Genomic DNA, 7,109 nt, shown 5'->3' on the forward strand with positions numbered 1-7,109 from the left:
GTTCCCTAGCAGGCTCGGCGTTTCCGTGGAATGAACCCGGTTCGTTCCGGCGCGCCTCAATGACGGCGGCGCAGGCGCAGGACGTAGCCGATCACCTCGGCCACCGCCCGGTAATGCTCGGGCGGCACCGCGGCGTCGATCTCGACGGTGGCGTGGAGCGCCCGCGCCAGCGGCGGGTTCTCGACCACCGGCACGCCGTGCTCGCGCGCCACCTCGCGGATGCGGAGCGCCAGGGCGTCGACGCCCTTGGCGACGCAGACCGGCGCGGCCATGCCGGCCTCGTAGCGGAGCGCGACCGCGTAGTGGGTCGGGTTGGTGACGATCACGCTCGCGCTCGGCACCGCGGCCATCATGCGCTTCTTGACCCGCTGCATGCGGATCTGGCGCATCCGCCCCTTCACCTCCGGGTTGCCGTCCTGCTCCTTCATCTCCTCCTTCTGCTCCTGCTTCGTCATGCGAAGCTTGGCCCGCCAGCGGAAGCGCTGGTAGAGCGCGTCGCCGAGGGTGACGACGAGGTAGGCCGCCAGCACCGCGCCCATCAGCCGCAGGCAGAGCGCGAGGGTGCCCTGGAGCACGGCCGGCGGCTCGAGCCGCGCGAAGGCCTCGAGCCGGTCGCGGTCGCCCCACAGCACCAGGCCGGCGGCGATCCCGACGAGCAGGATCTTGACGAGGCCCTTGCCGAACTGGAACCAGGCCTCGGGCCCGAACAGCCGCTTGAGGCCGGCCATCGGCGAGACCCGGTTCCACTTCATCCCCAGGGTCTCGGTGGTCCAGACCAGGGGATGCTGGACGAGGCCGCCGACGACGCCCGCCGCCGCCACCGCGCCCATCGGGATCGCGAGGGCGAGGAGCGCCGCGATCAGGGCGCGGCGGCCGAAGGCCAGGTAGCCGGCCGGATCGGAGGGGACCTGGTGCACGTGGGCGAGCAGGCCCCGCAGGTCGGCGAGCAGCCCGCGGGCCAGCGGCGCGGCGGCGACCATCAGCACCAGCGTGAACACGCCGAGCATCAGGAAGGTGTTGACCTCCTGGCTGGTGGCGACGTCGCCGCGCTCGACCGCATCGTCGAGCCGTCGTTGGCTCGGGTCTTCGGTGCGGTCTTCCTGGTCGGCCTCGTCCGACATGCGCTCACGACCTCCCGAGATCGGCCAGGAAGCGGCCGAGATCGTCGACGAACACCCCCATCATCACCCCGATCGTCGCCAGGAAGACCAGCATGCCGATCAGGATCGAGGCTGGGGCGGCGACGAAGAACACCTGCATCTGCGGCATCATCCGCGACAGCACGCCGAGGCCGAGGTTGAACAGGATGCCGAAGGCGATGAACGGCGCCGAGATCTGCACCGCCAGGGTGAAGCCGCGGGCCACCGCCCGCACCGCGAAGGCGGCGGCGTCGCCGGTCGCCGGCATGCCGACCGGCGGCATCAGCCCGTAGGAATCGCGGATGCCCTCGATCGCGAGGTGGTGCAGGTCGGCGGCGAGGACCAGCGTGAGGCCGAGAAGGCTCAAGAAGCTGCCGAGCGTCGCCTGCTGGTTGCCGAGGGAGGGATCGACGGTCATCGCGTAGGCGAGGCCGAGCTGCTGGGCCACGATGGTGCCGGCGGTCTGGAGCGCCGCGATCACCGCCCGCACGCTCAGGCCCAGAATCAGGCCGACCGCGATCTCGCCGATCAGCACGCCGATCAGCGCCGTGCCGGGCCCGCCGGGCTCCGGTCCGGTGCCGCCGGGCAGGAGCGGGCGGGCGACCGGGAACAGGACGAGGGAGAGCAGCAGCGCGAAGGCGAGGCGGAGCCGCGGCGTCACGAACGCCTCGCCGAGGCCCGGCATCAGCATCACCATTGTGCCGATCCGCGCGAAGGTGAGGAGGTAGGCCGAGGCGAGGCCGGGCAGGAGGAGGTTCACGTCCGGCCGATTCGGGAGCGAGGGAGGATCTCGACGCGTCTCGGACGGATTTCCCGCCCGCTCAACCCCCCGAGGCGATCCGGGCGGCGATGCGGGTCATGTAGCCGGCCAGCGCGTCGCCCATGAAGGGCAGCATCAGCAGCATCGCGGCGAAGACCGCGACGATCTTCGGCACGTAGATCAGGGTCTGTTCCTGGATCTGGGTCAGGGCCTGGAACAGCGACACGACGAGGCCGACCACGAGGGCGACGACCATCAGGGGACCGGCGACCTTGAGAAAGGTGAAGATGCCGTCGCGGGCGACGTCGAGGATGGCGAGGCCGGTCATGAGTGGCAACGATCCCTTAAATCTGCATCCGCATGATGTCCTCGTAGGCCGAGATCACCCGGTCGCGCACCGCCACCAGGGTCTGGAGCGCGGTCTCGCTCTCGGCCACCGCCGTCACCACGTCGACGACGTTGGCCTTGCCGGCGGCGACCGCCAGGGCCTGGCCGTCGGCGCGCTTGCCGGCCTCCGCGACCCCGTCGAGGGCCGAGGAGAGGAGCTGGGTGAAGCCGGCCTCTCCCGGAGCGGCCGTGCCGGCCGCCTGCGGGCGGCCCATGTTCTGGATGGCGGCGTAGGCGCCGGCCGCGAAGGCATTGGTGGGCATGGTCAGGCCTTCAGGATGTCGATGGTGCGGGACACCATGCGGTTGGTGAGCGTGACCATGTTGAGGTTCGCCTCGTAGGAGCGCTGGGCCTCACGCATGTCGACGGTCTCGACGAGGACGTTGACGTTGGGCATCCGCACCTCGCCGTTGGCGTCGGCGGCGGGGTTGCCCGGGTCCTGCTTGGAGCGGAACGGGCTCTGGTCGCGCCGGACGCGCCCGAGATCCACCACCGTCGCGTCGAGCGCGCGGTCGACGTGGTTGGTGAAGGTCGGGATCTTGCGCCGGTAGGGCTCGGCGGTGGCGCTGGTCGGCGCCGAATCCGCGTTGGCGATGTTCTCCGAGATCACCCGCATCCGGCCCGACTGGGCCTTGAGCCCCGAGGCCGCGATGCCAATCGCCTTGCTGAAATCCATGGAAGCCACCTTGCGGCCGGTGTGACGATCGAGCGGGGATGAGGGAGCGGAGCGGTGCGGTGCGGTGCGACGGACGAGCGACCCGGCAGGAACGGCCTGCCTCGGCTGGGACTTATTTGCCGACCGCGGTGCGCAGGGTCTGCAGGCTCTTGCGGTAGAGGAGGCTCGCGAGCTGGTAGTCGCCCTGGTTGTCGGCGGCCTTCAGCATCTCGTCCTCGAGGCTCACCGCGTTGCCGCTCGGCGTCATCTCGAAGCGGGTGCCGGCGCGCTCCTCCGAGGGCCCGCCCCCGCTGCTCCCGGCGAGGTGCAGGCCGCTGGTGCGCTCGACGCCGAGACCCGGCAGCCCCGCGGCCGCGAGGGCGCCGTCCGGCTCGAAGCGCGGCGCCTTGAGGTCGCGGGCGCGGAACCCCGGCGTGTCGGCATTGGCGACGTTCTCCGCCAGAACCTTCTGGCGCGTCTGCTGCCACTGCATCCGGTTGCGCAACATCGCGACGACGGGGAGATCGGTGACCGACACGGGCGGGCCTTCCGGTTTAGACCGGCACAATCTGCCTAGCGCATGGTTAAAGCCTGGTTAAGACGAGCCCGGCCCGTCCATCCCGTTCCGCCCCACCCATCCCGCGCCGACACCGCACCGCTAAAGCTGTTAACGATATGTTAAGGTCCCCTGCGCAGGCCCGTCACAGCCGTGCTAGAAGGCATCACATCGTCGGCGTGCCCCGCGCGCGCCTCACTTGAGAGACCGTGCTTTGCTCTCCTCGATCCTCGGGACGGACGGTTCGCCCTTGCTCTCCTACCTGATCGTCTTCCTGATCATGGTCGTGCTGCTCAGCCTGTTCGCCCTTGGGGCGAAGCGGTTCGCCCGCGGCCGCCTGAGCCTTGGGAGCAACGGGAGCACCAGCCGCAGCCGGCAGCCGCGGCTCGGCATCGTCGACATCTACGAACTGGACCGCCAGCGCCAGCTGATCCTTTTGCGCCGCGACAACACCGAGCATCTGCTGCTGGTCGGCGGGCCCAACGACGTCGTGGTCGAGCGCAACATCGTGCGGGCCGGCGGCAACCGGGTCTCGGCCGAGCTGGCCGACCGGTCGGAGCCGGAGGCACCGGAGGTTCCGCTCACCCTGCCGCCCGGGTCCGAGCCCGCGCCCCTGCCGCCGCCCTTCCCGGAGCCCGAGACGCCGGTGCGGGTGCCCGAGCCCGCGCGGGCCGCCCCGGTCTTCCCGCCGCCTCCGGAGGCTCCGCCCGAGCCGGCACGGCCGGCCTCGCGCTTCAACGCCTCGCGCCGGGTCGAGCCACCGAGCCTGCGCGCCGCCCGCCAGACGCCCCCGCCGCTCGAGACGCCCGAGGCGCCTCCCTTCGCGGTCCCTGTCCCGCCGGTCGTGGCGGCGCCCCCGCCGATGCCGGAACCGGTCCTGCCGCCCGAGCCGGCGCCCGCTCCCGCCGGCACCCGCGGGGCCGAGCCGCGGACGGTGGATGCGGCGATCCTCAACGACATGGCCCGCCAGCTCGAAGAGGCCCTGAGGCGGCCATCCTCGGCGGTCGCGCCGGCCCGCCCGGCCGCCCCGGTGATGAGCGCTCCGCCGGAGCCGGTGCAGCCCTTGCCCGAGCCCGAGCCCGAACCACCCCCCCCTCCTCCGCCCCCTCCCCCGGAGCCCGCGCCTGAGCCGGAGCCGGAGCCTACGCCCGAACCCGAACCGGCGCCCCCGCCCCCGCCGGCGCCGGAACCGGCCCCCGAGCCGCCCCCGCCCCCGCCTCCGCCGCCCCCGCCGGAGGAGCCGGCCCCGGCCTCCAAGCCGCCCTCGGTCCAGAACCCGTTCTCGGTCGAGGAGATCGAGGCCGAGTTCGCCCGCCTCCTCGGCCGGCCGCTCGACAAGCGCTGAGGCTCTCGCACCGACGATCCGGCCCCGGGGCACTCGGACGACAGCTGTTGCATCGGAACCGCGCCCGCCCGCCCTCGACAGGGTGCGGCGGGCGCGGCGCTTGCGGGCCACGGGACCGGGCCCCAAGGGTGATGCCGCCATGGCACGCCCGAATCGCCCGTCCCGACTTCCCCTCCTCTGCCGCGCCGCTTTGGCCCTGCTGCTCCTCCCGGGCGGCACGGCGCTGGCGCAGAGCCTGACGGTCGATCTCGGCCCGAGCGGCGGCGTCACCGAGCGGGCGCTGCAGCTCGTCGCCCTGATCACCGTGCTGGCGCTGGCGCCCTCGGTGCTGGTGATGGCGACCTCGTTCACCCGCATCGTGGTGGTGCTGTCGATCCTGCGCTCGGCGCTGGGCACCCAGACGGCGCCGCCGAACGCGGTGATCGTCAGCCTGTCCCTGTTCCTCACCGCCTTCGTGATGGCGCCGACGGCGCGGGAGGCCTACCGCACCGGCATCGAGCCGCTGCTCGCCGGGCAGATCCAGCAGGGCCAGGCCTTCGAGCGGGCGAGCCAGCCGTTCAAGGCGTTCATGCTGCGCAGCGTGCGCGAGAAGGACCTGAAGCTCTTCCTCGACCTCGCCCGCGCCGGCACGCCGGCGACGCCGGAGGCGGTGGGCCTCGAGGTGCTGACCCCCGCCTTCATGATCTCGGAGCTGCGGCGCGCCTTCGAGATCGGCTTCCTGCTGTTCATCCCGTTCCTGATCATCGACCTCGTGGTCGCGTCGATCCTGATGTCGGTCGGCATGATGATGCTGCCGCCCGCCACCGTGGCGCTGCCGTTCAAGCTGATCTTCTTCGTGCTGGTCGATGGCTGGACCCTGGTGGCCGGGTCCCTGGTGCAGAGCTACGGCGGTTGATCTCTCGGCCGCCGCCGTCACGGCACCAGGCTGAGGGCCCGGCCGGCGAGGTGGGCCGGCACGCCGCGGCGCATCAGCCGGTCGCGGCGGGACCGCTGCGCGAGACCGGCCGACCGCGCCTCCGCCGCATCGATGACCGGCTGCGTCCAGGCCTCGAACCAGGCGATCTGCACCGCGAGACCGAGCAGGATCATCTCGCCGGCGAGGCGCTGCGAGGCGAGCGCGACCCGCCGCAGCTGCGCGTCCAGGGGAATGAGGGGCGGCGTGGTCATGGCTTCCGAACCGCCCGACCGGTCATCGCAGGACGGCCTCCGGCCGCGCGGAGTCGGGGCGGGGGTGGACGGCATCGATCACGTGGGCCGGGGGGAGCCCGTCCGTGGGGATGCCCGCGGCCTCGGCCGATGCTGTCTCGGGCGGATTGTACGGCCGGTTGTAGCAGCGGCCGATCGCGAGCCAGAACGCCGCGCGCTCCGCGGGGGCGAGCCGGCGCAGGCAGGCCTCCAGAGCCTCCTGGCCGGCCTGGGCGAGCTCTGCGCGCGTGCCGTCGTCGAGGCATTCGGGACCAGCCGCAGCGGAGGCGAGGTCGATGGCGCGCAGGTCCGGCGCGGACGGGATCGCTGGATGATCCGGCGAGAGGACGATCGAAGCGGGCACGGTCGGCTCGGTCACGGCTCGGCTCCCTGACGGTTTCCACGCCAAGTCTAACGCCGGAAGCTCTGCTTCGATCCGGGCCGCGGCCGTCAGGCCCGTCCGAGGCCGGAACGGATCACTGCCTCACCCGTCGTCATCGCCCGCGGTGGGACCGGCGACGGCTCCCGGGTCTCGCCGGAGGAACCGACGGATCCAGCGGGTCCCATCGGAGCCCGTGCGCGCTGAGAGGATCTCAGTCTTCCGGGAAGTACGGCGGCGGGATGTTGTAGATCGGCAGGTTGGTGTTGCGCGGCAGCCAGGCGTGGAAGACCGGCCCGTCGCGCTCGCCGTAGGTGACCGGCTGGACCGGAACGCCGTGCACGCCGGCACGCGCAGAGGCCTGGACCTGATGCCGGTGGATGCGGGCGTGGACCGGCCGGCGCCCGGGTCCGGCGCCCGCGGGAGCCGGGCCGTATCCCGTGGCGCGGTGCGGCGAACCGTCGGCCGCCGCGGGGGCGTCAAGCGCCAGGATCATCAGGCCAGCGGTCAGGACGGGGCGCAGCATGCAGGCGGTCTCCGAGTTGCCGCGAGCGTAAGGCGTGAATCCCACCAGGGACTTAGAGCGCCTAACAGAACCGCCTGATCTGGCGGAGGGTGATGAGGCTTGCCTGCAGGAACGTGAAGGCCTCGTAGATGTCGGCGCGGCGTTCGTAGCGGACGGGCAAGCGGCGGGCGCGGTTGA

Annotated in this window: 11 protein-coding genes and 1 pseudogene; 2 read left to right on the plus strand and 10 right to left on the minus strand. The window is 72.4% G+C overall.

What is annotated here, in order from left to right:
* Positions 1 to 56: 56 nt before the first annotated feature.
* The 6 genes from flhB to flgB form a co-directional block, all read right to left on the minus strand.
* Positions 57 to 1,121, minus strand: a complete 1,065-nt coding sequence (gene flhB, locus FF100_RS31060) for a flagellar biosynthesis protein FlhB (RefSeq protein WP_139039902.1) — start codon at positions 1,119 to 1,121, stop codon at positions 57 to 59.
* A gap of 4 nt (positions 1,122 to 1,125) precedes the next feature.
* Positions 1,126 to 1,899: a flagellar biosynthetic protein FliR gene (fliR, locus tag FF100_RS31065; protein WP_139039903.1), complete on the minus strand. Its 774-nt coding sequence runs from the start codon at positions 1,897 to 1,899 to the stop codon at positions 1,126 to 1,128.
* Positions 1,900 to 1,960: 61 nt separating this feature from the next.
* The gene (fliQ, locus tag FF100_RS31070) at positions 1,961 to 2,227 is read right to left on the minus strand and encodes a flagellar biosynthesis protein FliQ (protein WP_139039904.1); all 267 of its coding nucleotides are present in this window, start codon (positions 2,225 to 2,227) and stop codon (positions 1,961 to 1,963) included.
* 16 nt (positions 2,228 to 2,243) lie between these two features.
* A complete protein-coding gene (gene fliE / locus FF100_RS31075) occupies positions 2,244 to 2,549 on the minus strand; it encodes a flagellar hook-basal body complex protein FliE (protein WP_139039905.1) in 306 nt (101 codons plus the stop codon).
* A 2-nt stretch (positions 2,550 to 2,551) separates the two neighbouring features.
* A complete protein-coding gene (flgC, locus tag FF100_RS31080) occupies positions 2,552 to 2,962 on the minus strand; it encodes a flagellar basal body rod protein FlgC (protein WP_139039906.1) in 411 nt (136 codons plus the stop codon).
* 112 nt (positions 2,963 to 3,074) lie between these two features.
* Positions 3,075 to 3,479: a flagellar basal body rod protein FlgB gene (gene flgB / locus FF100_RS31085; RefSeq protein ID WP_139039907.1), complete on the minus strand. Its 405-nt coding sequence runs from the start codon at positions 3,477 to 3,479 to the stop codon at positions 3,075 to 3,077.
* A gap of 268 nt (positions 3,480 to 3,747) precedes the next feature.
* Here flgB and FF100_RS31090 point away from each other — a divergent pair, with 268 nt between their 5' ends.
* Together FF100_RS31090 and fliP are read left to right on the plus strand one after the other, a co-directional pair.
* Entirely contained in the window at positions 3,748 to 4,842 is a 1,095-nt protein-coding gene (locus tag FF100_RS31090) for a hypothetical protein (RefSeq protein ID WP_139039908.1), read from the plus strand.
* A gap of 139 nt (positions 4,843 to 4,981) precedes the next feature.
* On the plus strand, positions 4,982 to 5,737 hold the full coding sequence (gene fliP / locus FF100_RS31095) for a flagellar type III secretion system pore protein FliP (protein WP_139039909.1): 756 nt from the start codon (positions 4,982 to 4,984) through the stop codon (positions 5,735 to 5,737).
* 17 nt (positions 5,738 to 5,754) lie between these two features.
* On the opposite strand, the gene FF100_RS31100 is transcribed toward fliP, so the two are convergent.
* The 4 genes and pseudogenes from FF100_RS31100 to FF100_RS31115 all read right to left on the minus strand — a co-directional run.
* Positions 5,755 to 6,009, minus strand: a complete 255-nt coding sequence (locus FF100_RS31100) for a hypothetical protein (RefSeq protein WP_139039910.1) — start codon at positions 6,007 to 6,009, stop codon at positions 5,755 to 5,757.
* A 22-nt stretch (positions 6,010 to 6,031) separates the two neighbouring features.
* Positions 6,032 to 6,406, minus strand: a complete 375-nt coding sequence (locus FF100_RS37635) for a hypothetical protein (RefSeq protein ID WP_205825099.1) — start codon at positions 6,404 to 6,406, stop codon at positions 6,032 to 6,034.
* Positions 6,407 to 6,620: 214 nt separating this feature from the next.
* The gene (locus tag FF100_RS31110) at positions 6,621 to 6,932 is read right to left on the minus strand and encodes a hypothetical protein (protein ID WP_139039911.1); all 312 of its coding nucleotides are present in this window, start codon (positions 6,930 to 6,932) and stop codon (positions 6,621 to 6,623) included.
* Between the two features lie 61 nt (positions 6,933 to 6,993).
* A pseudogene (locus tag FF100_RS31115) lies at positions 6,994 to 7,109 on the minus strand (IS5/IS1182 family transposase); the annotation flags it as partial.

Source organism: Methylobacterium terricola, from assembly GCF_006151805.1.
GTDB lineage: Bacteria > Pseudomonadota > Alphaproteobacteria > Rhizobiales > Beijerinckiaceae > Methylobacterium > Methylobacterium terricola.